Raw genomic sequence first — 22,664 nt, forward strand, 5'->3', positions numbered from 1 at the left:
TAGTAGCTTGTTTTTTTACTGCCCGATTTCCTTTCTTTTGCTTATTTATTTAAAAGAAAGGAGGGGAAATAGATGGAGGAATGGATATCTATGATCGGTAATGTTGGATTTCCAATCGTTGTGACGTTATATTTACTGCATCGTATTGAAAGTAAATTAGATGGTGTAATTGTTGCGATTGAAAAATTACCACAACAGATGACAAGATATGAAGCTCCGCATGAAACGAAGTGAAGAAAAAGGCTTATGTTTTCAAGAAGCATAAGCCTTTTTAAAAGATTATTGTGCTGTATAGCCACCATCAATGACAACAGCCTGACCAGTTATTCCTTTTGTTTTCTCGCTTGCTAAAAATAAAGCATAATTAGCAATTTCTTCTACAGCTAGTAATCGTTTTTGTGGTACGAGTGGATAAATAACGTCCTCTAATACACGCTCTAGTGGAACATTTCTTGTTGTTGCTAAATCTTGGAGTTGGTCTCGAACAAGCGGTGTATCAACATAGCCGGGGCAGAGCGCATTTACTGTAATCCCATGTGTAGCTCCCTCTAAAGCGGCAACCTTTGTTAAACCAATTACACCATGTTTCGCACTATTATAGGCAGCTTTTCCTGCGAAGCCGACAAGTCCATTAATAGAGGCAACATTAATAATGCGTCCATACTTTTGCTTTTTCATAATTGGAAAAGCATGTTTTATTGCGATAAAAGGTGCAATTTGCATAATTTTAATAAGAAGTTCAAACTTATCGGTTGGGAATTCTTCAATTGGTGAGACGTGTTGCATACCAGCGTTATTAATTAATACATCAAGTGAGCCAAATTTTGTAACAGTTTCAGAAATTGCTTCGGATATTTCTTGCTCAGATGTAACATCACATCTTAGGCCTATTGCCTCATAGCCTTCCCTGCGTAACTGCTTGGCAGCTTCCTTCGCACGATCTTCAAGGCGATCACTAATCACCACTTTCGCTCCTTTTTTTGCAAAAGCATTTCCCATTTCATAACCAATTCCACTTGCAGCACCTGTTAAAAAGACGACACGATTTGAAACCATGATGAGAGCACTCCCTTATATATAAGATTTGTCTTATTGCTCTATTTAGAGGGAATGCAATGAAAATCCTGCAAAGATTTGGAAAAATATACTGGGCTATCTTGTTTTACAAAATAGCTTTTGCTATACTATTTTGTATAGCAAGATACTTATGCTTATCTATCTTGTAAAACAAGATAGAGGGAGGATTTGAATTATGTCGACAAGTCAAATGCTGAAAGGGATTTTAGAAGGATGTCTCCTTGCCATCATTTCTGAAGGCGAAATATATGGCTATGAAATGAGTGAAAAGTTAGCTAAGTATGGTTTCACAATGGCAAGTGAAGGAAGTATTTATCCGTTATTAATACGGATGCAAAAGGAAGGACTAATAACAAGTACAATGAAGGAGTCTCCATCTGGTCCAAAGCGGAAATATTATACATTAACAGAAAAAGGCGAAGATGCGTTAGATGAGTTTATGGATCGTTGGGAAGTGATGCAAAGTAGTGTAGAACGTCTGTTGAAAGGGAAGGGGAGACGAAGATAATGCTATCTACTGAAGCAAGAAGTTTCTTATTGAATATGAGAGTGTTTTTAACAGCAAAAGGTATAAAAGAAAGTGATGTTGAGAGTTTTTTAGAGGACGCTGAACTACATTTAATGGAAGGCGAGAATGAAGGGAAAAGCGTGCAAGATATTTTTGGAAGCTCACCGAAAGAATATGCAAAACAGCTTGCAAGTGAAATGGAAGTAGATAAAAGGGGAATTATAGCTGGTTGATTTATTTAATTGTGAATGTGGTAGCATTTACGATGATAAAAAGCATTTCCAAAGAAGTATGATAAGAGGATATAGGGAGAATACTTTTCTATTTGTGATGCAATATTCCTTATAATCAGATTGGAATAAAACACTTTAAACAGTAACAATTTTAGTTACTGTTTTTTCTGTTTAATAATGGGCTTTGTAAAGCAAGGTGCTTCTGCTCTTTTGTTAATAACGACTCAATTTGGACTCTGTCAGGACGAGGAACAATTGGGTGCATGAGATTACTTGAAGAAGGATGGTGTTCAGATCCAGTTGGAGAATGTGGATCTGCATGGGTCAGTTTTCCGTTAATACGCCTTGTAAATAAAATATGTCCTATTTCATGAGCAAGTGTATATATGTTTTTCATAGGAGAAGCAGCATTAGTAAGAATGATATAACCTGTGAGGATTTGGTTAATAACCAATGAATAGGCACATGCAATTACGGACTGCTCTTTAAAATAATTACTTCCAATGTAACAAATATAAATATCACAATTTGGAACTTGTGATGAGCAGGTGTTAAAAAAAGAAGAAACTTTTGGTTGGTTTTGGATAGAATCAATATAACTAATTTCACCATCGTGAAATCTAAATGATTCCTTTAGTATAATGACATCTTTAATTTGAAATGAAATTGGCTTCCATATTGATTCAGCAACTGCTAAGTCTTTGGTGATACGGTCGTCTGTAATATCGGAGCCTGGGGCAATGCAAATACATATATTTACGTATGGATCCATTAGAAACACCTCAAATGGAAAACAGTTTATTGATATACTATGTGACGGGAAAGTGATATGTATGGATATAAATCCTATAAATGGGTTTATTTTAAAAAGTTGGAATTTACAAAAAACTTTATATATTTATATTATAATTTATTCGGATTGAGAGAAGGTACATAAATGAAGGGATTCAAACAAAAGCTCACCTGTTTCGTTTTTTAGCAGCATTATGTTTTAGTAGTGGGCTTGCTTGTAATAGCATAATAGAAAACGCAGTAATTACAGGAGTATTATTCGGCGTAACTTGTTTATTAATAGCTGTGTTTTTAACTGAGAAGAAGAATATAGATTAATGAACAATGTGAATATAAAAATGAACTAAAGAAGTCAGAAAATATTCATAGTTGGATAAAGTTGTATATAGTCTTTTCTGCTATAGTAAAAGAAAAGGGGGAGAATTTATGTACACATTAAAAATTGTGTCAGATCGAGAGGCTGTTTATCAGTTTGCAAGTTATGTAAGAGTGGTTCAAGGGGTAGAGAATGTGCATGTGGAGGTTGGAGAAGCTTTATATGAACATCCACTTATGAAATTTTATGTACATGTAACGATTGAAGAGACATATGAAAAGCAAAAAGTATTACAGGAAATTGCTCGATTAGTAGAATTAGGGCGTTTTACATATGTTCATTATCGAAATGAAGAGATTGAAAAGGCATTTGAAGCAGTTAAATATGAAAGTTTTCGAAAATAAAAGTAATGAAAAGGGAGCGAATGCTCCCTTTTTTTGCTAGTAGGAATATTTTTTTACATGGCACAAAAAAAGAAGAAATTTTGCTATGATAAGGAAGGAGAGATAAGGAGAGGAGAGTTTATACGATGGGGTATATCGAAGAGTTACGAAAATCAGTCGGTACAAGGCCGTTAATTCTTGTAGGATCAGCAGTAATTATTTTAAATGAAAAACAAGAAGTATTGCTTCAATACCGTTCGGATACATATGATTGGGGTGTACCAGGTGGTGCAATGGAGTTAGGTGAAACAACGGAAGAAACGGCTCGGCGAGAGCTTTTTGAAGAAACAGGATTAGAAGCAAAGACGTTGCAGTTTCTTGGTGTTCTTTCTGGGAAAGATGTATATTATTGCTACCCAAATGGGGATGAAATTTATAATGTGATTCATCTATACCAAGCGCATCACGTGAATGGAGAAATAGAGCTTGATGAAGAAGGACTGGATCTCAAGTATTTTCCTGCTGAAAAGTTACCGAGTTTAAATAAAACAACAGAGAGAATTTTACAAAAATTTTTATACGCATTAACAGAATAGAGGGTTAATTTCCTCTATTTTTATTATATTAAATATTTTGATTTTTTAGTATGTTTGTAGTATGATAAGTTTAGATATACATCTTATGCTATTCCATCCAAAAATTTACTAGGGTACATAAGAGAGGGGCAAGTGCAAGATGCATAATGTTGTCATTACAGCTGCAGTTCGTTCGCCAATTGGAACTTTTGGAGGAGCGCTAAAAAATGTAACGCCAGTAGAATTAGCTGTTCCTGTACTTCAAGAAGCTGTCAAAAGAGGCGGAGTAGATCCTCATGAAGTGGATGAAGTCATTTTAGGACACTGTATTCAAAGAACAGATGAAGCAAATACAGCGCGAACAGCTGCATTAGCAGCAGGATTTCCAGAAACAGTTACAGGTTATACAATTCAGCGTCAATGTTCTTCAGGTATGCAAGCGATTATGTCAGCAGCAATGCAAATTCAGTTAGGTGTAAGTGATGTTGTTGTTGCAGGTGGAGTAGAAGCGATGAGCTCAAGCCCTTATGCATTAAAACAGCACCGATGGGGGCAGCGTCTTCAGCATGGAGAAATTCGTGATACGGTGTGGGAAGTTTTAGAAGATCCGATCCATCATATTATGATGGGAGAAACAGCTGAAAATTTAGTTGAACAATATGAAATTACAAGAGAGGAACAAGATGAAGTTGCACTGCGTAGCCATCAATTAGCGATTCAGGCAATTGAATCAGGTTATTTTGATGAACAAATTGTTCCTATTACAATAAAAGAACGTAGAAAAGAAGTAGTATTTTCAAAAGATGAACATCCACGTACAGATATTACAGCCGAAAAATTGGCGGGGCTAAAACCAGCATTTCGTAAAGGTGGATCCGTAACGGCAGGGAATGCATCCGGTATTAATGATGGAAGTGCGGTTTTAGTATTAATGAGTGAAGAAAAAGCTAAGGAGAAAGGTTTACAACCATTAGCTAGAATTGTTGGCTATTCTGTAGCTGGAGTAGATCCAAAGATTATGGGAATTGGTCCAGCACCAGCAATTCGTAAAGGATTAGAGAAAGTAAATTGGTCATTAGAAGATGCTGATTTATTAGAAATTAACGAAGCTTTTGCGGCACAATATTTAGCAGTTGAGAAGGAACTTGGATTAAACCGTGAGAAAGTAAACGTCAACGGAAGTGGTGTTGGCCTTGGACATCCAATTGGCTGCACAGGAGCACGTATTACAGTAAGTTTAATTCACGAATTAAAAAGACGAGGTTTAGAAAAAGGGATTGCTTCTCTTTGTGTCGGTGGTGGCATTGGAGTAGCACTATTTGTAGAAGCACTATAAAAAAAGAAGAAGCAGCGAGCTGCTTCTTCTTTTTTGCTATCAACGAGCAATATTACGTTTCACTTTATGATTGGAACAAATGATGAAACAAGCGAGCACGATTCTCGAAAAAGAGTTTCATCGTTTGATAATGCTCAGTTTCTTCTAGCGTTGCTTCAGTGATTCCTTCTTGTGAGAAAGAATATATACTGGACTCTGGATAAGCCATCAAAATAGGAGAGTGAGTTGCGATAATGAATTGTGATCCTTGCTCTGCTAATTCATGCATCCGAATGAGCATAGAAAGCTGTCTCATTGGAGATAAGGCTGCTTCAGGCTCGTCTAAAATATATAAGCTTTGTCCTGAAAAACGATTCATAAATAAGGAAAAGAATGATTCTCCATGTGATTGATCATGTAAGGATATACCACCATATGAATCAATAACCTTGCCTCCCCCTAATGGTTCAGAATCAATTTCATCGATATAAGAAGCAACATTATAAAATGATTCTGCTCGTAGAAAGAACCCATCTTTTGGTGTCGCGACGTTTTTTGCTACGCGAATATACTTATGTAAAGATGAATGGGAATCATGTGTAGTGAAACGGAAATTTTTTGTCCCACCTTCCGCGTTAAATCCTAAAGCGACAGCAATTGCTTCTAACAATGTTGATTTACCAGTTCCGTTTTCTCCGATTATAAATGTTACATTTGGATGAAAATCTAGTGATTGTAATGTTCGGATAGCGGGTAAGCAATATGGATAGACGGAAAAATTAGGGATATGTTCTTTTTGTAAGGAGACGTTCTTTAGAAAGGTTGTATACTCATTCAAAATATATACCTCAATTCGTTGAAGATTTTGTTTCTAATATAGCAGTAAGCACAAAAATCAGACAACTTGCAAATAAAATGACAAATTGTAAAGCCGGGAAATCTAGTCCTTCCCAGACATAGGTGTTTCTTTTTATAATAAAAATCAGTATAGTAGCCATAAAACCTAGTAGATTTGGAATATGCTTTACTATTTTTATATGTTTCCATAGAAAAAGCCCATATACGTGGTTATAAAAAGTCCTAATAGAATAAGGAGAAATACGAGTATGAGTGGCAACATTACATCACCTCTTTTTCCTGAAAATTACATTTAAATTATATCATTTAAAGTGTAGATATTCCAATGTCAAAATAAGTATTGCATATAAAGCAATGCTATCGTTATGATAGATTGTATTCTATATAAATCTATTTTGACTTTTCAACATATAAGTCGCTGCTACGAAGAACAAAAGGGGGTCTGACTCGTTCCTCTCTTTGTTATGAGTCTACCTTTGTATTTATTCGATATCAATATATAAATTTATGCAGCATGGGAGTACATGTCTTGGCTTTGTAGTCATTATATTTGTTCTTTTGAAATATAGAGATTCTCAATCAAAAGTAGATATGATTTCAGTAAGAGAGAAAAGGAAATACTAGGGATGGTCAATGATTACAGCGCTTCGCGTGTTTACTGCACATGCATTGTTAGATCTGTATTTCTAAATTTTACAAATAGGGAGTATAATAGTATCTGGACTTACAAGTGTTTTTTGTGGTATATTCACTGTTTTAGCAGTATATAAAATAAGGGAATAATCTAGTTAATTATGAATGAGAGTGTTAGGAGTAATAAGAAGATGAAAATATGGAAAAGTATTTGTATTTTATGTAGTTTTCTCATTATACTAAGTGGTTGCTTCCATAAGGAAGAAAAAAAAGAAGTTAAGAAGAAAGAATCAATTCCAGAGACGACTGAATATGGTGGCAAGGAATTAAAGAAGGTTGGACAGGCTGTAAAAGAAAAAGGATGGGGAACATTTAAATTAGAGCAACTAAAACATGTGAATCAAACGTTTGAAGTAGCACCAATGAAAATTCATGTGCAAGATGTAAAGGTCATCGCATTATCACAAATGAGTCAAGATGCAAAAGATACATTAAAGGTATATACAGCATTAAGTCCAGAAGAAGTGCAACGCAGACTTGGTGATAAAGTTAATCGAGAAGATGCTGAGTTGTACGCTTCGTTAAGTGGAAAAGACATTGAAGATAAAGTACGTTATGTCGAAATTACATATAAGGTAGAAAATAGTGGGGATAAAGACATACAGTTTTTCTCTATGAATGATGTTACGATTAATGGAACACAGCAATTTAATGTCCCAAAACAAAACTTCTTATATGAAGAGGATACGCTTGTAGGTACAAAAAGTGTTACAAGTGAAGAGTATAAACCAGGCGAGACAAGGGAAGGAATAATTGGATTAATACTCGAGGATGAGAAAAAAGAGGTTACTCAAATCGCATTTACAACAGATGTTCTTGCAACGGGTGATACACATGAAACTGTTGTAGAACCACAAACATTTAACATCTCACTGTCTAAGTGAGATGTTTTTTGTATAGAAAATGAACAGGAAATTTGTCAAATCAAAGCGAATGTATTATAAAGTGCAAAGGGGGAAGAAAAATGGAAAAAAGATGTTACGAATGCGGTAGTAAAGAGATAGAAAAAGCAACGATAGCACCAAATCAAAAAAACTATCTTACTTTATTTGCACAAACAGTCGCAGAGGTAGAAATTTGTAAAAAATGCGGTACTGTTATCACAATAAAAGAGGAGCATCCAAGTTATCAAAATCAACAGATGGACTGAAAAAGTTTTGGTTCTTGAAACAAACAGCCATTTTTAGGTGTTTGCGGACTGCTTGTTTTGCTCGTTTAAATAAACTTCTACGGTTTGTAATTGTTTAGAAATTCGAAATGCTTCCTTTTGTTCCTGAAATTGTTTTTCGTTATAAGGACCAAAACGGCGATTGTTGTTCATATCAATAATCCAGTAATGTTCGCTCTGTTTGTTTGTAATGCTAGATTCTGGGTTATTAGGGTCAGATTTTTCTTCAATTTGTTTTGCAATAATATATATATCGTCCCAGGCAATTTCTACAATTTTAGCTGGTACATGTTGGGTAGCGTATACAGCGTCTTGTTTTGGAAAAAGTTCAAATGCATTTCCGGAAGTATTTATTAGTTCATATTCATCATTGATGGTGTAAGCTGAATGGCTAGAGTTTGCTGCGCAACCAGTCAGCAATATAATAGTAATTACGGTCATCAATCGCTTCAATATGAGGCCCTCCTTAAAAAATGCTTGTTGTAAACATATTGTACAAGAAAAGAAAAAGAAACGCCAATATATGAGTTATTTACAATGGTTTTTAGAAATGGTACGATGAAGCTGGTAAAGAAGGATGCAAAGGAGTCGACATAAAATGAAGTTAAAGATGCATCGTCCAGCGGTGGTAATGAATCGCATAGGTGCCTCCATTATTGATATGTTTTTCATCTCGGTTATGTATGGTGCGGTTGTGGCAATTGTAACGGGAAATTATGGGGCCATTTTCAATCGTTTTAATATAAGCTTAGGTGATTACCGATATGATCTTACGCTTGTTTTTATATTAATGGCAATCTATTTTATTTTTGTTCCATTTATATGGAACGGCTGTACAATTGGTAAAAAGATTACACGAACAAAACTTATATCATTAACAAATGAAAAGTTAACAATTCAAACGCTAACAGTACGGTTCTTTGTATTGTTATTACCAAACATATTGCTACTAGGAATTCCATCTATTTGTAATGTGTATATGATGTTGTTCCGTAAAGATAATTGTGGTTTCCATGATTTAATTATGAAAACGAAAGTGATGAGTCTTGTCTAAAGAATAGTATGATAGAACGATAAAGAGTTATATTTTGTACCCCTTTTTGAATAGCAATATATTATTCAAAAAGGGGGGGATTTAGGACTTATTAAAAAAATATATGTACCTTTATTTTTTTGCAAAATTCGATAAGTTAAATTGGTATAATGAAGTTCATATAGGGTGGACATCTCCTATAGAGTATATCCATATTGATGTAGGATGTGTTAGAAAGTAAGCAAAAGCAAACTTTTTAACACATCCTATTTTTTGTTTTGTTAGATTGAAAATTAAGAAAATGATACAATGAATGAAACAAGTTTGTTATATAACAAAGGGGAGATCGAAATGACAGAAAGTAGCTTAATTTTTTGGGGGATACTTATTTTTGTCGGTCTAGCTTTTGATCAATACAATAGTAAGAAAAAAGAGAAAACAAATAAGTAAACGTTTACAAATGATGATATTGGCTTTTCCTGCTTGCAGAGCTACAGGCGAAAGGAGTATACTGAATGACGGTAAGACTTACAGAAGGGGTAATGACGATGAAGCTTGCAGGAAAAGTTGCCGTTGTAACTGGCGGTGGCATCGGTATTGGACGTAGTACAGCTCTTTTGTTGGCAGAACAAGGTGCAAAAGTAATTGTGACAGATATTGATAAGGAAAATGGACAAGCAACAGCAGAAGAAATTGTAGATTTAGGTGGAGAGGCACTTTTTGTTACCCATGATATGGCGAAACAAGGCGATTGGCAACATGTCATTGAAGTAGCTATTGATGCTTATAATCGTATTGATGTGCTCTTTAATAATGCTGGCTTATATAAAATAGATTCTATTTTCTCACGTCAACAAGAGAACGATTCCAATGTACTTTGTATTAATGATGTTTGGATAGAAATAAAACAATTGACATCATCTTTTATGAAACAGCAAGAAGAAGTAACGTTAACTGACTTACCTATTTTTGGTATTATCAGTGCAAAAGAACAGTCATTTCATACAGTAGGAACCCTAATATAATAGTAGAGAACCGCCCAAAATACATATGTGGACGGTTTTTTTTGTATTTGCATAATACAAAGAAAAGTGCTATTTTAGCGAATACGGTTTTCGGTTTTACTATCAAAGAAATGTGCTTTATTCATATCAAATGCAAGTTTAATTTGATCACCGTGTGTAAAGGTATGTCTTGCATCAACACGGGCTGCAAAATCTTGATTTCCAAGTTTCATATATAAAATAGATTCCGCGCCTAATAGTTCGGCAACTTCAATTTGAGTTGTAAATGTTGTCCCTTGTGAAGCTTCTAAAAATAAAAGTTCATCATGAATATCTTCTGGACGAATCCCTAGTACAACTTCTTGATTCACATAACCTTGTTCACGTAATAATTTCATTTTACCTTCAGATACTTTAATCTTTACTTTATCATCTATAATAAAGTCTTGTTCGGTTAATTTACCACGGAAGAAGTTCATTGCAGGTGAGCCAATAAATCCACCAACGAAAATGTTTTCAGGTGTTTCATAAACTTCTTTTGGTGAGCCGATTTGTTGGATTTTTCCATCTTTCATAACGACAAGGCGTGAAGCCATTGTCATCGCTTCTGTTTGATCATGTGTTACATAAATTGTTGTTGTTCCAAGTCTTTGATGTAGTTTAGAAATTTCTGAGCGCATCGCTACACGTAATTTTGCATCTAGATTTGATAACGGCTCGTCCATTAAGAAAACTTTTGCGTCACGGACAATCGCACGACCTAACGCAACACGTTGGCGCTGTCCACCAGATAATGCTTTTGGTTTTCGGTTTAAATATTCCGAAAGCCCTAAAATTTGAGCTGCGTCTTTTACACGGCGATCAATTTCGTCTTTTGGGATTTTACGAAGTTTTAATCCAAATGCCATGTTATCGTAAACGCTCATATGCGGGTAGAGAGCATAGTTTTGAAAGACCATTGCGATATCGCGATCTTTGGGAGGAACATCATTCATTACTTTACCATCAATAGAAAATTCCCCTTTTGAAATATCTTCAAGTCCAGCTACCATTCGTAATGTCGTCGATTTTCCACATCCAGATGGACCAACGAATACGATAAATTCTTTATCTTGAATGTGTAAATTGAAGTCTGTTACTGCTGTTACGTTATTATCATACATTTTATAAATATTTTCTAACTTTAGTTCTGCCATGACTTTTCCTCCTAGAAAAATTATGCAAACGTTTTCTTTGAATTCATTATAAACGAATGTTTTTGAAAAATAAATAAAAAAATAAAACATTTTCATAGATTAGATGAAATGTTTAATAAATACAGCTCTTTTTCTTTGAAAGTTAGCTAAACTAAGTTAGATAAATGTAAGCGCTGTTTTCATTTCTTTTAAAATCTGTTATCATTCATTAGTGAAAACGTTTGCGCCTTGGGATTTTTTGATTAAAAATGAAATGGGGTAACATGATGGAAAAGCAATGGTGGAAAGAAAGTGTTGTATATCAAATTTATCCGCGTAGTTTTATGGATAGTAATGGTGATGGGATTGGTGACCTTCGCGGAATTATTGCAAAGCTTGATTATTTAAAGAAACTAGGTATAGATGTAATTTGGTTATCGCCAGTTTATGAATCTCCCAATGATGATAATGGCTATGATATTAGTGATTATCGAAAAATTATGGATGATTTTGGAACAATGAACGATTGGGACGAATTATTAAATGAAATGCATAAACGTAATATGAAATTAATGATGGATTTAGTTGTTAACCATACTTCTGATGAACATAATTGGTTTATCGAATCTCGCAAGTCAAAAGATAATCCGTATCGAGATTACTATATTTGGCGTCCTGGGAAAGAGGGAAAAGAGCCAAATAATTGGGAGGCGGCTTTTAGTGGATCCGCTTGGCAGTATGATGAAGCGACAGATGAATATTATTTACATTTATTCTCTAAAAAGCAACCAGATTTAAATTGGGATAATGAAGTAGTGCGAAAAGATGTTTATGAGATGATGGAGTTTTGGCTTGAAAAAGGCATCGATGGTTTTCGTATGGATGTGATTAACTTTATTTCTAAAACAGAGGGATTACCAACTGTGAAAACGGAGAAAGAAGGTTATGTATCAGGCCATCAATACTTTATGAATGGACCGAATATTCACACGTACTTACATGAAATGAATCAGAAGGTATTGTCAAAATACGATATTATGACAGTTGGTGAAATGCCGGGTGTAACAACAGAGGAAGCGAAACTTTATACAGCGGAAGAACGTCAAGAATTACAAATGGTATTTCAGTTTGAACATATGGATTTAGATTCTGGAGAGGGAGGAAAGTGGGATATAAAGCCATGTTCACTTCTTGCATTAAAGCAGAACTTAACAAAATGGCAGAAAGCGTTAGAACAAACAGGATGGAATAGTTTGTATTGGAATAATCATGACCAGCCTCGTGTTGTCTCTCGATTTGGTAATGATAAAGCATATCGCATAGAATCAGCGAAAATGTTAGCAACGGTACTTCATATGATGAAAGGGACTCCTTATATTTACCAAGGAGAAGAAATTGGGATGACAAATGTTCGCTTTGATTCGATTGATAAGTACCGAGATATTGAAACGCTGAATATGTACCACGAAAAAGTAATAGAGCGTGGTGAAGATAAAGAAAAAGTAATGCAATCGATTTATATAAAAGGGCGAGATAATGCTAGAACACCAATGCAATGGGATGCAACGGAATATGCTGGATTTACTACCGGGAAACCATGGATTGGATTAAACCCTAATTATAAAGAAATCAATGTAGAACAAGCATTACAAGATTCAAACTCTATTTTTTATTACTACAAGAAATTGATTGAGCTTCGTAAAAAACATGAAATCATTGTGTATGGTACATATGATTTAATTTTAGAGGATCATCCATCTATTTTTGCTTATATAAGAAAATGGGAAGATGAAGAATTACTGGTGATTGCGAACTTTACTGAGGATGAGTGTGTATTTAAAATACCGAAAGAGATAACCTATAATAGTTCAGAATTATTAATACACAATTATGATGTACAAGATGAAATAATTGAGAGTATTGATTTACAGCCATATGAAGCGAGAGTGTATAAATTAAGATAATGAAAAGCTTTGAGATGGAAATAAAGTAAAACCAATTAGTGGGACATGAACAAAACACCCCTTTAATTCGCATACTAAACATACGAATTAAAGGGGTGTTGTTCATTTGAAGAAAAGAGTTCATTATCCTGAAGAAGTGAAGTGGAAAGTAGTTGAAATGAAAAAAGAGGGTTATTTCAACCGAACGATTAGGGAGAGGTTAGGCATTAAAAATGTAAGTCAAAACATTCATGAAATGGTATTATATAAATCAGACTCATAATAAAAGAAGACGAAACATTTTGTGACAAACAACTTGTAGAATACTTCAGCATTTGTCTAACTACAGGATTTGTTATTGAGGTACAAATGAATAAAAACAACACCACTGTTCTTCATTGTTACTTTTTTACTTTATATTTTTACAATTTACAAACTAATTTCTCTTGGAATAACAAGTTTTTTAAGACGATTAAACAATGAGGAAATAGACAACATAAAAATTTCTCCAATTGTGTATTTTTCAGGACTGGGATATATTATTGGACAGATATGTATAGGTTCATTATCGCAAAACGCTTTAGCAATCCTCTTAATTTTAGTCTTTTCTTTACTGGCTGTTGTGTTTGGTGTATGTGGCGTACATCTTTATTTTTATTTTGGTCTAAAAAAGCAACAAAACAAGTTAGATTCCTTTAATTCTTAATGTAAAACAAATACTAAATTAATAAGGAAAGGAAAAATACAATAAATTCACATCTTCTCCCTATAGGTTCTATCGTAACCTTAAAAGAAGGTACAAAGAAACTCATGATTTTCGGACGTAAACAACAAGTGGAAACAGATGATGTAAGAAAATTTGACTATATTGGATGTCCTTATCCAGAAGTCTATATTAATCCAGATTTCACTTATTTATTTAACCATGACGATATTCAAGAAGTCGTATCAGTTGGATATACAGATCAAGAAGAAAGAGCTTTTCAACAAAATATATTGTCTAAAGTAAAATAAGAAATATTCCCTTTAGAAAGCTGCTTGTTTGGGCAGCTTTTTCTATGCATTTAAGTATACTAGTGATTTGTATCAATCTTCATTCAGATCAAGGTAGCATCTATACAGCGAAAGTAAAGAAGTTAGGTAGGGGATGGGTTGTCTGTCTGTAAAAGCCTGATTGGTGAAAACTAATAATCAGTGAGGGATGAAGAACCCCCACTGATTAAAGTTGCACTTTATATTTTACCATTTCAAGATTGAAAATCCATATGGTGGAAGTGTAACCTGTAATGAGTCTGTCTCTGCAGAAAATTCTTCGTGTGTATATAAATTTACAATTTTTTTGCTTGCGATATCAAAAGGTATAGGAGCTGAGATTTGATGATTTGTTGGATTTAAAACAATGAAAATTGTTTCTTCTCCATATGTCTTCGTATAAGAAATATAACCCTGTTCGTCATTTGCTTCAATAAATTGAAATGTTCCATGGCCACCAAATGCTTTGTATTGTTTCCGTAATGAAATTAATGTTTGTATATGCTTAAACAATGCTTTATCTTGCTTATCCTCATCCCAAATCATACATTTTCGGCACTCAGGATCCATTCCGCCATCCATACCGATTTCATCACCATAATAAATGCATGGTGAACCGATGAAAGAAAGGTGAAATACATAGAGTAATTTCACTTTATCTTTATTTCCATTACAGGTTGTTAAAATTCGGGGTGTATCATGACTATCTAATAGGTGAAAAGCAGCTTCGTTTACGTTCATGGAATAGGAGTGAAGAGAAGCTGTAATTTGTTCCATAAATTCACTTGCCCTAATTGTTTCGTTTGCAAAATAAGAATGCATGGCATTGGTAACAGGATAGCTCATGACGGCATCAAATTGATCACCTTGTAACCATGGCAGAGCATCATGCCAAATTTCTCCTAAAATATAGACATCGGGATTAATTGCTTTTATTTCACTACGAAATTCTCTCCAAAAGCTATGATCGACTTCGTTTGCTACATCAAGGCGCCAGCCATCAATATGAAACTCTCGTACCCAATAAAGTCCTACTTTTAGTAAGTATTCTTTTACATCTGGATGGGATGTATTTAATTTTGGCATATATGGTGTAAAGGCAAAGGTATCGTAGTTAGGAAGTGGCTCTGTTGCTACCGGAAATTCATGAATATGAAACCATTCCTTATATAGTGATTGCGCGCCATTTTTAAGAACATCTTGAAATTTATCAAAAAAGTATCCACTATGATTAAAAACGGCATCTAGCATGACTTTTATACCGCGCTCATGGCAGGCGTTAACAAGTTTTTTGAAAGTTTCCTTCGTCCCAAATTGCGGATCAATTTCCATGTAGTCAATTGTGTCATATTTATGATTAGAGTGTGCTGAAAAGATGGGAGTGAAGTAAACCCCAGAAATGCCGAGTTTTACAAGGTAATCAAGGTGCTGGATGACCCCAGCAAAATTTCCACCGAAAAAGTTAGTAGCTGTCGGATCAGTACTTCCCCATGGGAGTGTATTTACTGGATTGCATGCAGTATCTCCATTAGCAAAGCGTTCTGGAAAAATTTGATACCATACTGTATCTTTTACCCATGAAGGAGCTTTAAAAACATCCTGTTCATGAATAAATGGAAAACAAAAAAAGTTGCCAACATCATCATGAGGTGTTTTAGGGAAAAACCCGCGTTCTGTATAGATGATCATTTCTGTATTATTTTTTAGTTCAAATCCATATCGTAAGCGCTTAAATTTTGGCTCAATTGCAACGAACCAATAATCGAATAAATCTGTTGAGCCGCTTTTTTTCATCGGTATGTTTGTTGTGCTCCATTTCCCATCTTGCCATTCATAAGGATCGCCATGAATGAGTGAGACGATATCTACATCGTTTTTTTTAGTACGTAATCGAATATGAAGCGTTTTTTCATCATAAGCGTATGCGTAATTATCTTTCGGCCTATGGTATATTGCTTCTTTAAACATATAGAAAATCCCCCTTTGATATCTCTATAAATAAAAATATATTGCAAACGATTGCTTTTGATATAAATTTAATATTGCTTATAAGGGTAGTATTCATTTTATATAAAGTCAATGGATAGAAAGAATAATGTCATAATTTTTTTGAAAAGTACAGAAAGAAAATATTTGCAAAATATATAAAAGAATGTATAATGATAGACAAATAGCGCAAACGTTTTCATAGATTGAAAGGTTGTTTGCGCTTCTATTAAACTATTTAGTGCAAACGTTTTCATTTTAGATTAATCATTACATATATAACTTGGGGAGGTTTTGAGGGTGAAGAAAGCATTATCATTATTAACTGTTTCAGCTTTGGCAATTGGTATGTTATCGGCATGTGGTCCGAAAGATTCAGGGAAAAAGGAAGTAAGTAAGGAAAAGAGAGATTATGATCTTCTTGTTTGGGAAGATCTTAAAAAAGGTCCTGCATTAGAACCAGCAGTAAAGAGCTTTGAAAAGAAATATAACGTGAAAGTAAAAGTGGCTGAAATTCAAATGACGGATCAAACAAAAAAACTACGTCTCGATGGTCCAGCAGGTACAGGTCCTGATGTTGTAACATTACCGCATGATCATATTGGAAATGTGGTTACTGAAGGTTTAATTGATGAAGTAAAAGTTGATGATACTGTAAAGAACAAATTTACCGATTTATCTATAGAAGCCCAAACATATAAAGGAAAATTATATGGTTTGCCAAAGGCCATTGAAACACCTGTATTTATTTATAATAAAAAGCTTATGCCAAAGGCACCAGAAACAATGGATGAATTATATAATTTTTCGAAAGATTTCACGAAAGATGGGAAGTATGGCTTTTTAGCATTAGGAGATAATTTGTATTTTGCGAATGCATTTATGGCTGGTATGGGAGGATATGTATTTGGTGAGAAAGATGGAAAACCAAATACAGCGGATATCGGGTTAAATAGTGATGGTGCCGTAAAAGGTATGGAATACATTCAAAAATGGTACAAGGAAAAGTTATTCCCTAAAGGTATTATTGGTGAATCAGGGGGAGCGGCAGCTGATGGCTTATTTAATGAAGGAAAAGCGGCGTCTATCATGAATGGTCCATGGGCATTTCAAGCTATGGAAAAAAACGGAATCGATTACGGTGTAGCACCAATGCCAAAATTACCAAATGGCCAACCGATGAAAACTTTTGTTGGTGTAAAAGGATGGCATGTAACAAGCTTTTCAAAAAATAAAGATTTAGCAACGAAATTTGTTGATTGGGTAACAAATGAAGAAAATGCAAAAATTCGTTATGAAAAATCAAAAGAAATTCCTCCTGTAAAATCGTTAATGGAAGATCCAATGATTAAAGACAGTGAAGCTGCAAAAGCGATAACTACACAGGCTGAGACAGGTATTCCGATGCCGAATATTCCCGAAATGCAAGAAGTATGGGAGCCAGCAAGATTTGCATTAGAGTTACTTGCAGCCGGAAAACAAGAACCGAAAGCAGCACTCGATGAAGCTGTGAAACAAATTAAAGGAAATATTGAAGCGAACCATAGTAAGAAAAAATAAGATGGAATTCGTGTCTCTCGTAAAAGAGAGACACGAATTCTCCTCCTTCCAAGGGGAAGAAAAAAGGGGGAAGAAATATGCAAACATCCATTGAACCCACGCAAGAAGTGAATGGTTCAAAACACCGAAAAACAGCTGCGATGTTGTCAATTATTCCAGGTGTTGGTCAAATATATAATAAACAATATGTAAAAGCTCTTATCTTTCTCGTATTAACAGGCTCATTTGTTGTAGCATTTGCGGATTTGTTAAATATGGGCTTGTGGGGAATTGTTACGCTCGGTACAGAAGTGCCTCGGGATCATTCTATCTTTCTATTAGTAGAAGGGATTTTAGCATTAATTGTTATAGCATTTGGATTAGGAATATATGCTTTTAATTTATATGATGCCTATCAAAATGGGAAAAAGCGTGATGTAGGAATACCGTTAAATTCTGTGAAAGAACAATACCGTAATTTATTAGATCAAGGTTTTCCATATTTGATGGTCTCTCCAGGATTTCTGTTATTGATTTTTGTAGTTGTGTTTCCGATTATTTTCGTATTTTTAATTGGGTTTACAAACTATGATTTATATCATTCTCCACCAGCGAAATTAGTAGAGTGGGTTAGTTTCAAAAACTTTATTGATATTTTCACTTTACCAATGTGGAGAGATACATTTTTAAGCGTACTTTCTTGGACGGTTATTTGGACATTTGTTGCAACGACACTCCAAGTAGCACTTGGTATTTTCTTAGCAATATTAGTGAATCAGCCAGGTATTAAAGGAAAGGCAGTGATTCGTACAATCTTTATTTTACCGTGGGCTGTTCCGGCGTTTGTATCTATTCTTGTTTTTGCTGGGATGTTTAATGAATCGTTCGGAGCAATTAACAATCAAGTATTAGCTATATTCGGAATCGAAAAAATTGCTTGGATGACAGATCCATTTTGGGCAAAAATTGCTTTGATTTTCATTCAAATATGGCTTGGTTTCCCATTTATTTTTGCGATGACAACAGGTATATTGCAATCGATTCCAGGAGAATTGTATGAAGCAGCTACAGTAGATGGTGCAACGGCATGGCAACAATTTCGTAAAATTACACTGCCGCTCGTTCTATATGCAACAGCACCAATCTTAATTACACAATATACGTTTAACTTTAATAATTTCAGTATTATTTATCTATTTAATAGTGGAGGACCTGCTGTTTCAGGACAAAATGCAGGTGGAACAGATATTTTAATTTCCTGGATCTATAAATTAACAATGACATCAGCGCAATACGGAAAAGCAGCGGCACTTACGATGATTTTATCGTTAATCGTTATTTCAGTGGCGTTATGGCAATTTAAAAGAACAAAATCATTCCAAGAAGAGGATATGATGTAAATGAATATAAAACGACAGAAAATGCTACGTCTTTCATTAAGTTATTTCGTAATTTTCATAATGTGTATCATTATTTTCTATCCATTATTATGGATTGTTGGTTCTTCATTTAATCCAGGAGATAGTTTATCAGGATCGAGTATTATTCCGAAAAATGCAACGTTAGATCATTATCGTGAGTTACTCGATCTTGATAAAAGTAATTATTTACTCTGGTACAAAAATACGCTAAAAGTTAGTGTGTTAACGATGATTTTCTCAGTACTATCAATTAGCTTTACTGCTTATGCATTTTCAAGATATCGTTTCGTAGGAAGAAAAAATGGATTATTAACGTTTCTAATTCTACAAATGATACCGAATTTTTCAGCATTAATCGCACTTTATATATTAGCACAGCTAACTGGCTTAATTGATACACACCTAGCGTTAATTTTAATTTATGTCGGTGGAGCAATTCCAATGAATACGTGGCTTATGAAAGGGTATTTTGATACGATTCCAAAAGAACTAGACGAGTCAGCCCGGATGGATGGGGCAGGACACTTCCGTATTTTTTGGCAAATTATTATGCCACTTGCAAAACCAATTGTGGCGGTTGTAGCTTTATTTACCTTTATCGGCCCATTTACAGACTTTATTTTAGCGAGTATCATTTTACGCACACCCGAAAACTATACGCTAGCGGTTGGATTATATGAAATGGTAGCGAAGAAATTTGGTAATGAATTTACAACATTTGCAGCGGGTTCTGTATTAATTGCCATACCGATTTCAATTTTGTTCTTATCATTGCAAAAATACTTTATTTCTGGTTTAACAGCTGGAGGTACGAAAGGATGAAAATGGGACATTATGTCCCATTTCTCTTTTTTAGGGGAATTTCGATTCATATGACATCGTAAGGGGAAAGATGTGAAAAAAATAGTATATTATAGTATAGGAAAATAAGCTTGTATCCCTTACAATACATGAAGAGGGAGAATATTAGTTTACATTAATATAATTTTTTTTGAGAAATGAAATAAAGTAATGGTAGCTTTCGTTTTCTCCTAATATCTGTGGAATACAGAATAAAAATAGATATGAATGAAGAATAAGAAGAGAGGAGGAGATTTAATGACAGTTACAATTAAAGATGTAGCAAAAAAGGCAAATGTTGCACCATCTACAGTTTCTCGTGTAATTGCTGATAATCCAAGTATAAGTGAAAAAACAAAGCGTCGTGTTCGTAAAGTGATGAACGAGCTAGGATATCATCCGAATTTAAATGCGAGAAGCCTTGCGAATCAAACAACAAAAACAATCGGTCTTGTTATGCCGAGTTCCGCAAATAAAGCATTTCAAAACCCATTCTTCCCGGAAGTAATTCGAGGGATTAGCTCGTTTGCGCATGTCGAAGGTTATGCGCTGTATATGTCAACTGGTGAAACAGAAGAGGAGATTTTTAATGGTGTTGTGAAGATGGTACAAGGGCGTCAAATCGGCGGAATTATTCTTCTCTATTCACGTGAAAACGATCGTATTATTCAATATTTACATGAGCAAAATTTCCCGTTTGTTTTGATTGGAAAGCCGTACGAAAGAAAAGATGAAATTACATATGTAGATAATGATAACTATACAGCTGCCAGGGAAGTAGCGGAATATTTCATTTCATTAGGCCATAAACAAATTGCGTTTATTGGTGGAGGTTCTGATTTACTTGTGACAAAAGACCGTTTAGCAGGAATGAGCGATGCTTTAAAATTAGCTGATATTGTGTTACCAGATGAATATATTTTACATTTTGATTTTTCAAGAGAGAGTGGTCAGCAGGCTGTAGAAGAATTAATGGGGCTTGAAAAACCACCAACGGCAATTATGGCGACAGATGATTTAATTGGTCTTGGGGTATTAAGTGCGCTTGCGAAAAAAGGATTTGCCGTACCAAAAGATGTTTCTATCGTAAGCTTTAATAATGCTTTATTATCTGAAATTGCAAGTCCACCGCTCACAACGGTTGATGTGAATATTTATCAATTAGGATATGAAGCGGCAAAAGCGTTAGTTGACAAGGTGGAGCATTCCGAGTCCACTTCAAAATGCATTATTATTCCGCACAAATTACTAAAGCGTCAAACTTGTGATCATTATGCGTAAAAAGCTAAGAGTGTTATCTCTTAGCTTTTTGTTTTAAAAATTTTTCTAAACGATCGCAGCCTTCTTTCAGTGTTTCCATACTATAAGCGTATGAAAGGCGGATATACCCTTCGCCATACTCTGAAAATGCTGTTCCCGGAACAACAGCGAGTCTAACTTCTTTGACAAGATCAATGGCAAAATCAAATGATGAAGATGTAAAATTTCCAACGTATGGGAATAAATAAAAGGCGCCAGTTGGTTTCTCAACAGTTAAGCCCATTTCAATCAGTCTGTTGTATACGTAATCACGGCGTTTTTTATATTGATGACGCATCATTTTCGGCGCATCTTTTGCCGCTGTTAACGCTTCGATTGCAGCGTATTGTGCGATTGAAGTTGCACATGTAACGTTGTATTGATGAACTTTCAAAATATGCTCAGCTAAATAGCTTGGGGCAAATAAAAGACCGATGCGCCAGCCTGTCATTGAATGGGATTTTGACAACCCATTAATAACGATTGTTTTATCACGCATTTCTGGAAAATGAGCAATGGACATATGACTATCTTCATATACAAGTTCACTATAAATTTCATCAGAAAGAACGAAAATATTTTTATCTTTTAAAACAGCTACAATGTCTGTTAGTTCTTCTTTTGAAAGTGTTACACCAGTTGGATTAGAAGGATAAGGTAAAACGATGCACCTTGTTTGATCTGTAATTGCATTTTGAATGGCTTCTGCTGTTAGACGAAATCCAGTTTCACGCACGTCTACAAAAATAGGTGTTGCGCCACATAACCTAATAATAGGCTCATAACCAGGATAAATAGGAGCTGGTAAAATGACTTCTGTTCCTGGTTCTAAAATGGTACGAAACGTTACATCGATTGCTTCACTAGCGCCGATTGTAACGATGGTTTCGTTTTCAGGTGAATAGTGTAAACCGTAATTTTCCTTTAGAAAATGACAAGCTGCCTTGCGTAACTCTAATAGGCCAGCATTATGTGTATAGCTCGTATAGTTTTCTGTAATCGCCTGTTTTGCAGCTTCTTTTACTAAAGAAGGTGTTGGAAAATCAGGTTGTCCAATTGTTAAAGAAATGAGATTGTCATAATTTTGAATCATATTAGAGAACTGACGAATACCAGAAATTTGAATATCCTTCACTCTAGGATTAATGAATTGTTCCATTTTGTCTCCCTTTCTTCCGCTTGAAAATTAATTTCATTTTACCATATTTTTAATCATCTCGCTTTGCTGTGCATAAAAAAAGCCGCTTAAAGCGACTTTTTTAATAACCGTATTCCCAATCTATTTCATCTTCATTCCAAAGCACCGAAGATACTTTTCCGAGATACATAACAGATTCATTCACAGCGCATGTGCAATGTTCTTCACCAGTTTTGTCTTGCAATTCTTCGTATACTGATTTATCCACATTTTCGAGAACAACCAAATTTTCTTCTTTTAAAACAAGCGTAGTTCCTGCCATATTTATCTTCCTCC

25 protein-coding genes and 3 pseudogenes are annotated in these 22,664 nt (G+C 34.7%); 20 read left to right on the top strand and 8 right to left on the bottom strand.

Annotated features, from left to right (window positions below):
• Positions 1–72 precede the first annotated feature (72 nt).
• Complete coding sequence (locus Y7E_RS0109590; protein ID WP_017151057.1) at positions 73–234, top strand: YvrJ family protein; 162 nt, start codon at positions 73–75, stop codon at positions 232–234.
• A gap of 45 nt (positions 235–279) precedes the next feature.
• Here the strand turns inward: Y7E_RS0109590 and Y7E_RS0109595 are convergent, their stop codons facing one another.
• Entirely contained in the window at positions 280–1,056 is a 777-nt protein-coding gene (locus Y7E_RS0109595) for a 3-hydroxybutyrate dehydrogenase (RefSeq protein ID WP_017151058.1), read from the bottom strand.
• Between the two features lie 196 nt (positions 1,057–1,252).
• Here Y7E_RS0109595 and Y7E_RS0109600 point away from each other — a divergent pair, with 196 nt between their 5' ends.
• Both Y7E_RS0109600 and Y7E_RS34255 read left to right on the top strand, forming a co-directional pair.
• Positions 1,253–1,585, top strand: a complete 333-nt coding sequence (locus Y7E_RS0109600) for a PadR family transcriptional regulator (protein ID WP_017151059.1) — start codon at positions 1,253–1,255, stop codon at positions 1,583–1,585.
• A pseudogene (locus tag Y7E_RS34255) lies at positions 1,585–1,865 on the top strand (DUF1129 domain-containing protein); the annotation flags it as partial. The gene Y7E_RS0109600 and the pseudogene Y7E_RS34255, both read left to right, overlap by 1 nt.
• A 104-nt stretch (positions 1,866–1,969) precedes the next feature.
• Here Y7E_RS34255 and Y7E_RS0109610 read toward each other — a convergent pair.
• The gene (locus Y7E_RS0109610) at positions 1,970–2,590 is read right to left on the bottom strand and encodes an ImmA/IrrE family metallo-endopeptidase (RefSeq protein ID WP_017151061.1); all 621 of its coding nucleotides are present in this window, start codon (positions 2,588–2,590) and stop codon (positions 1,970–1,972) included.
• Between the two features lie 446 nt (positions 2,591–3,036).
• On the opposite strand from Y7E_RS0109610, the gene Y7E_RS0109615 reads away from it, so the two are divergent.
• The 3 genes from Y7E_RS0109615 (at position 3,037) to Y7E_RS0109625 (ending at position 5,220) form a co-directional block, all read left to right on the top strand.
• On the top strand, positions 3,037–3,330 hold the full coding sequence (locus tag Y7E_RS0109615) for a DUF3928 family protein (RefSeq protein WP_017151062.1): 294 nt from the start codon (positions 3,037–3,039) through the stop codon (positions 3,328–3,330).
• Positions 3,331–3,455: 125 nt separating this feature from the next.
• Positions 3,456–3,905: an NUDIX hydrolase gene (locus Y7E_RS0109620; RefSeq protein ID WP_017151063.1), complete on the top strand. Its 450-nt coding sequence runs from the start codon at positions 3,456–3,458 to the stop codon at positions 3,903–3,905.
• Between the two features lie 139 nt (positions 3,906–4,044).
• On the top strand, positions 4,045–5,220 hold the full coding sequence (locus Y7E_RS0109625; protein ID WP_017151064.1) for an acetyl-CoA C-acetyltransferase: 1,176 nt from the start codon (positions 4,045–4,047) through the stop codon (positions 5,218–5,220).
• A gap of 64 nt (positions 5,221–5,284) precedes the next feature.
• Here Y7E_RS0109625 and Y7E_RS0109630 read toward each other — a convergent pair whose 3' ends face one another.
• Positions 5,285–6,037, bottom strand: coding sequence for an AAA family ATPase (locus Y7E_RS0109630; RefSeq protein ID WP_017151065.1), 753 nt, complete (start codon positions 6,035–6,037; stop codon positions 5,285–5,287).
• A gap of 509 nt (positions 6,038–6,546) precedes the next feature.
• Here Y7E_RS0109630 and Y7E_RS35010 point away from each other — a divergent pair.
• From Y7E_RS35010 to Y7E_RS0109640, 3 genes are all read left to right on the top strand, one after another.
• Positions 6,547–6,681 carry a DUF4184 family protein gene (locus tag Y7E_RS35010; RefSeq protein WP_390881314.1) on the top strand — a complete coding sequence of 45 codons (135 nt, stop codon included), beginning with the start codon at positions 6,547–6,549 and terminating at the stop codon, positions 6,679–6,681.
• A gap of 200 nt (positions 6,682–6,881) precedes the next feature.
• Complete coding sequence (locus Y7E_RS0109635) at positions 6,882–7,634, top strand: DUF4352 domain-containing protein (RefSeq protein ID WP_017151066.1); 753 nt, start codon at positions 6,882–6,884, stop codon at positions 7,632–7,634.
• Positions 7,635–7,714: 80 nt separating this feature from the next.
• Positions 7,715–7,900: a hypothetical protein gene (locus Y7E_RS0109640; RefSeq protein ID WP_017151067.1), complete on the top strand. Its 186-nt coding sequence runs from the start codon at positions 7,715–7,717 to the stop codon at positions 7,898–7,900.
• Between the two features lie 33 nt (positions 7,901–7,933).
• On the opposite strand, the gene Y7E_RS0109645 is transcribed toward Y7E_RS0109640, so the two are convergent.
• Positions 7,934–8,371 carry a DUF3997 domain-containing protein gene (locus Y7E_RS0109645; RefSeq protein ID WP_017151068.1) on the bottom strand — a complete coding sequence of 146 codons (438 nt, stop codon included), beginning with the start codon at positions 8,369–8,371 and terminating at the stop codon, positions 7,934–7,936.
• Positions 8,372–8,516: 145 nt separating this feature from the next.
• Here Y7E_RS0109645 and Y7E_RS0109650 point away from each other — a divergent pair, with 145 nt between their 5' ends.
• The 3 genes from Y7E_RS0109650 (at position 8,517) to Y7E_RS0109665 (ending at position 9,976) form a co-directional block, all read left to right on the top strand.
• Positions 8,517–8,972, top strand: coding sequence for an RDD family protein (locus tag Y7E_RS0109650; protein ID WP_017151069.1), 456 nt, complete (start codon positions 8,517–8,519; stop codon positions 8,970–8,972).
• A 288-nt stretch (positions 8,973–9,260) separates the two neighbouring features.
• A complete protein-coding gene (locus Y7E_RS0109660; protein WP_237741362.1) occupies positions 9,261–9,401 on the top strand; it encodes a hypothetical protein in 141 nt (46 codons plus the stop codon).
• 65 nt (positions 9,402–9,466) lie between these two features.
• Positions 9,467–9,976, top strand: a complete 510-nt coding sequence (locus tag Y7E_RS0109665) for an SDR family NAD(P)-dependent oxidoreductase (protein WP_017151072.1) — start codon at positions 9,467–9,469, stop codon at positions 9,974–9,976.
• A 74-nt stretch (positions 9,977–10,050) separates the two neighbouring features.
• On the opposite strand, the gene Y7E_RS0109670 is transcribed toward Y7E_RS0109665, so the two are convergent.
• Positions 10,051–11,151, bottom strand: a complete 1,101-nt coding sequence (locus tag Y7E_RS0109670; protein WP_017151073.1) for an ABC transporter ATP-binding protein — start codon at positions 11,149–11,151, stop codon at positions 10,051–10,053.
• Between the two features lie 266 nt (positions 11,152–11,417).
• Here Y7E_RS0109670 and Y7E_RS0109675 point away from each other — a divergent pair, with 266 nt between their 5' ends.
• From Y7E_RS0109675 to Y7E_RS0109685, 4 genes and pseudogenes are all read left to right on the top strand, one after another.
• Positions 11,418–13,094: a glycoside hydrolase family 13 protein gene (locus Y7E_RS0109675; protein ID WP_017151074.1), complete on the top strand. Its 1,677-nt coding sequence runs from the start codon at positions 11,418–11,420 to the stop codon at positions 13,092–13,094.
• Between the two features lie 106 nt (positions 13,095–13,200).
• Positions 13,201–13,354: pseudogene (locus Y7E_RS29455) on the top strand (IS3-like element ISBt2 family transposase); the annotation flags it as partial.
• A 101-nt stretch (positions 13,355–13,455) separates the two neighbouring features.
• Positions 13,456–13,779, top strand: a pseudogene (locus Y7E_RS34865) (hypothetical protein); the annotation flags it as partial.
• A 41-nt stretch (positions 13,780–13,820) separates the two neighbouring features.
• Entirely contained in the window at positions 13,821–14,087 is a 267-nt protein-coding gene (locus Y7E_RS0109685) for a DUF4176 domain-containing protein (RefSeq protein ID WP_026049161.1), read from the top strand.
• Positions 14,088–14,312: 225 nt separating this feature from the next.
• On the opposite strand, the gene Y7E_RS0109690 is transcribed toward Y7E_RS0109685, so the two are convergent.
• The gene (locus Y7E_RS0109690; protein ID WP_017151076.1) at positions 14,313–16,073 is read right to left on the bottom strand and encodes an alpha-glycosidase; all 1,761 of its coding nucleotides are present in this window, start codon (positions 16,071–16,073) and stop codon (positions 14,313–14,315) included.
• Positions 16,074–16,391: 318 nt separating this feature from the next.
• Between Y7E_RS0109690 and Y7E_RS0109695 the strand changes: the two genes are divergently transcribed.
• The 4 genes from Y7E_RS0109695 to malR all read left to right on the top strand — a co-directional run bounded on the left by Y7E_RS0109695 (position 16,392) and on the right by malR (position 21,172).
• Complete coding sequence (locus Y7E_RS0109695; RefSeq protein WP_017151077.1) at positions 16,392–17,651, top strand: sugar ABC transporter substrate-binding protein; 1,260 nt, start codon at positions 16,392–16,394, stop codon at positions 17,649–17,651.
• A 77-nt stretch (positions 17,652–17,728) separates the two neighbouring features.
• Positions 17,729–19,030, top strand: coding sequence for a carbohydrate ABC transporter permease (locus Y7E_RS0109700; protein ID WP_017151078.1), 1,302 nt, complete (start codon positions 17,729–17,731; stop codon positions 19,028–19,030).
• Positions 19,031–19,873, top strand: coding sequence for a maltosaccharide ABC transporter permease MalD (malD, locus tag Y7E_RS0109705; protein WP_017151079.1), 843 nt, complete (start codon positions 19,031–19,033; stop codon positions 19,871–19,873).
• A gap of 276 nt (positions 19,874–20,149) precedes the next feature.
• Positions 20,150–21,172 carry a maltose operon transcriptional repressor MalR gene (malR, locus tag Y7E_RS0109710; RefSeq protein WP_017151080.1) on the top strand — a complete coding sequence of 341 codons (1,023 nt, stop codon included), beginning with the start codon at positions 20,150–20,152 and terminating at the stop codon, positions 21,170–21,172.
• 13 nt (positions 21,173–21,185) lie between these two features.
• Here the strand turns inward: malR and Y7E_RS0109715 are convergent, their stop codons facing one another.
• Complete coding sequence (locus Y7E_RS0109715) at positions 21,186–22,349, bottom strand: aminotransferase A (RefSeq protein WP_017151081.1); 1,164 nt, start codon at positions 22,347–22,349, stop codon at positions 21,186–21,188.
• A 100-nt stretch (positions 22,350–22,449) separates the two neighbouring features.
• Entirely contained in the window at positions 22,450–22,650 is a 201-nt protein-coding gene (locus Y7E_RS0109720) for a hypothetical protein (protein ID WP_017151082.1), read from the bottom strand.
• Between the last annotated feature and the right edge of the window lie 14 nt (positions 22,651–22,664).

This window comes from Bacillus bingmayongensis (genome assembly GCF_000299035.1).
GTDB classification, from domain to species: Bacteria; Bacillota; Bacilli; order Bacillales; family Bacillaceae_G; genus Bacillus_A; species Bacillus_A bingmayongensis.

Coding starts and splice junctions, on each gene's coding strand:
- Y7E_RS0109690 (WP_017151076.1), bottom strand. CDS start 16,073: ATGTTTAAAGAAGCAATATACCATAGGCCGAAAGATAATTACGCATAC.
- Y7E_RS0109615 (WP_017151062.1), top strand. CDS start 3,037: ATGTACACATTAAAAATTGTGTCAGATCGAGAGGCTGTTTATCAGTTT.
- malD (WP_017151079.1), top strand. CDS start 19,031: ATGAATATAAAACGACAGAAAATGCTACGTCTTTCATTAAGTTATTTC.
- Y7E_RS0109650 (WP_017151069.1), top strand. CDS start 8,517: ATGAAGTTAAAGATGCATCGTCCAGCGGTGGTAATGAATCGCATAGGT.
- Y7E_RS0109610 (WP_017151061.1), bottom strand. CDS start 2,590: ATGGATCCATACGTAAATATATGTATTTGCATTGCCCCAGGCTCCGAT.
- Y7E_RS0109600 (WP_017151059.1), top strand. CDS start 1,253: ATGTCGACAAGTCAAATGCTGAAAGGGATTTTAGAAGGATGTCTCCTT.
- Y7E_RS0109700 (WP_017151078.1), top strand. CDS start 17,729: ATGCAAACATCCATTGAACCCACGCAAGAAGTGAATGGTTCAAAACAC.
- Y7E_RS0109670 (WP_017151073.1), bottom strand. CDS start 11,151: ATGGCAGAACTAAAGTTAGAAAATATTTATAAAATGTATGATAATAAC.
- malR (WP_017151080.1), top strand. CDS start 20,150: ATGACAGTTACAATTAAAGATGTAGCAAAAAAGGCAAATGTTGCACCA.
- Y7E_RS0109620 (WP_017151063.1), top strand. CDS start 3,456: ATGGGGTATATCGAAGAGTTACGAAAATCAGTCGGTACAAGGCCGTTA.
- Y7E_RS0109635 (WP_017151066.1), top strand. CDS start 6,882: ATGAAAATATGGAAAAGTATTTGTATTTTATGTAGTTTTCTCATTATA.
- Y7E_RS0109660 (WP_237741362.1), top strand. CDS start 9,261: ATGAATGAAACAAGTTTGTTATATAACAAAGGGGAGATCGAAATGACA.
- Y7E_RS0109675 (WP_017151074.1), top strand. CDS start 11,418: ATGGAAAAGCAATGGTGGAAAGAAAGTGTTGTATATCAAATTTATCCG.
- Y7E_RS0109640 (WP_017151067.1), top strand. CDS start 7,715: ATGGAAAAAAGATGTTACGAATGCGGTAGTAAAGAGATAGAAAAAGCA.
- Y7E_RS0109720 (WP_017151082.1), bottom strand. CDS start 22,650: ATGGCAGGAACTACGCTTGTTTTAAAAGAAGAAAATTTGGTTGTTCTC.
- Y7E_RS0109715 (WP_017151081.1), bottom strand. CDS start 22,349: ATGGAACAATTCATTAATCCTAGAGTGAAGGATATTCAAATTTCTGGT.
- Y7E_RS0109665 (WP_017151072.1), top strand. CDS start 9,467: ATGACGGTAAGACTTACAGAAGGGGTAATGACGATGAAGCTTGCAGGA.
- Y7E_RS0109595 (WP_017151058.1), bottom strand. CDS start 1,056: ATGGTTTCAAATCGTGTCGTCTTTTTAACAGGTGCTGCAAGTGGAATT.
- Y7E_RS0109625 (WP_017151064.1), top strand. CDS start 4,045: ATGCATAATGTTGTCATTACAGCTGCAGTTCGTTCGCCAATTGGAACT.
- Y7E_RS0109590 (WP_017151057.1), top strand. CDS start 73: ATGGAGGAATGGATATCTATGATCGGTAATGTTGGATTTCCAATCGTT.